1 protein-coding gene and 1 pseudogene are annotated in these 1,863 nt (G+C 73.2%); both read right to left on the reverse strand.

The features are described 5' to 3' along the window. Nucleotides 1-842, reverse strand: a pseudogene (locus AC1DVT_RS19965) (hypothetical protein); the annotation flags it as partial. After that, nucleotides 839-1,863, reverse strand: a 1,025-nt coding sequence (locus tag AC1DVT_RS19970; RefSeq protein WP_477391103.1) for a hypothetical protein, incomplete at its 5' end; no start/stop codon positions are given. The gene AC1DVT_RS19970 and the pseudogene AC1DVT_RS19965, both read right to left, overlap by 4 nt.

The following is a 1,863-nucleotide window of genomic DNA, read 5'->3' on the forward strand; positions in this document are numbered from 1 at the left end:
GCGCCGATCCGGCTGTCCATCGCCTCGGTCGCGCTCGGCAGGTCKCCGCCGAGCTTGCGGGCGTCGACGACGAGCACGATGTGGCGCGGGCCGGACCCGGCCTCGACGGGCGGCAGGCGCACCGACCGCTCGATCCCCTCCAGCGCGCGCCCGAACGCCCCGGCGAGCGCGATCACCGGATCGCGCAGCCACGAGCGGCGGGTGAACGGTGTGGCGAGCGCCGCGAGCGGCTTCGGGATCATCAGCATCCGGTCGGTCATGCCGTCGCGATGGTAGTTCGGATGCTCGGGGCTGAGTCGCAGCCAGTGCAGCAGCTCCTTTGCGACGCTCGGCCGCGAGGCGGTGTACGCCACGCCGAGGCGCACCAGGCGCGTCATCGCTCCGTTGTCGAGTTCGCGCACGCCCAGCCACGTCGGCAGGGCGGGCGGCGTCCAGTTCAGGGCCCCGAGCGCTCCGCGGAAGACGCGACGCGCGAGCACGYCTTGCACTGTGTAGGGCGAGGTACTCGGCGTGTCCAGCACACGGATGCGCAGCACCGGATCCTCGGGGTCGGCCGGTCCGTCCAGCGGCAGCTCGTCGAGCCGGCTCAGCGCATCGAGCGGCTGCACGTCGATCGAGCAGCCGACGGCCGCGGCCGCGACGGCCAGGCTCTCGCACCAGGCGCCGAGGGCGAGCACGAGGTCGCGGAACGATGGATCGCCGGCCGGCAGCGTGCGCGCCGGCACGACCGACACCTCGACGGTGTCGGGCCCGACGATCCTCGGCGCCCACGGCTGCGTGTTGTGCGCGGAGGGCGAGCGGCTCGCGATCAGCAGCAGGGCGGCGATGTCGGTGGCGCTCATCCGGTCCTCCGGGAGTAGAAGGTGTAGCCGTGCAGCGGCGTGCCGCCGAAGCGTTCGAACTGCCGGGCCGAGCCGATGTTGTCGTGGCCCACATACGTGCTGCGCAGCAGACGGTAGCCGCCCGCGGCGAGATTCGCCTGCAGCTGCCGACTGAGCAGGCTGAGGATGCCGCGGCCCTGCCGCGCCGGGTCGGTGCCCTGGATGATCAGGATCGCCTCGCGCCGGTAGCGCGCGCGGGTCAGCAGCAGCTGCAGTCGGCGGTGCAGCCGCATCCGCCCGCCGATGCGCTGCAGGAAGAGGGTGATGTCGGGGACGACCAGCACGAACGCGACTGCCTCGCCCGAGCCGGCGTCGCGGGCCAGCAGCAGGAGGCGCTCGTCGAGCAGGTAGGCGAGCCCGTCGGTCGCCGCGGCCATCTCGTCGGGCGTGATCTCGGTGTAGTACGGCAGTGCGGCGAAGGAACGATTCAGCAGCGCGAGCAGCTCGGGGATCACTTCATCGACGCGGCGCCGCGAGCCGTACTCGAGACGCAGCCCTGCGGCGGCCCACTCCGCAGCGCTCACGCCCGGCGTGCTCCGCGTCGGCACCACCCAGGTGTCCGACTCCCACAGCCGCTCGAACCCGGCCGCCTCGTAGATGCCTGGGTAGCTCGCGGGGTTCCACGCGGAATCGACGAAGCCGCGCTCCGCGAACCCGCTGGTGATCACTCCCCCGGCCTGGTTCGGCAGCAGCGAGACCGGGCCGACCAGCTGCTCCCGCCCCGCCGCGCGCTCCTCGATCGCAGCGAACAGGGTCGTCGCGGCCGCGGCGTCGGCGAATTCCGTGGCGCCGAAGAGCAGCGAAGGGGCCCCCAGTCGGGCATCGAGCCGCGGATCCGTGTGCACCGTGGAGCGGGCGACCGCCCGGCCCCGCGCATCCCGCACCAGCAGGTGCTCGATCGGCTGCGGAATCGCGGCGCGGCCGGTGCACCAGTCGCGCATGCTCGTCTCGAGCAGCGGCACGGCGAGGGCCTGTGGGTGCA

It is taken from the genome of Microbacterium sp. P2_F9 (assembly GCF_056403635.1).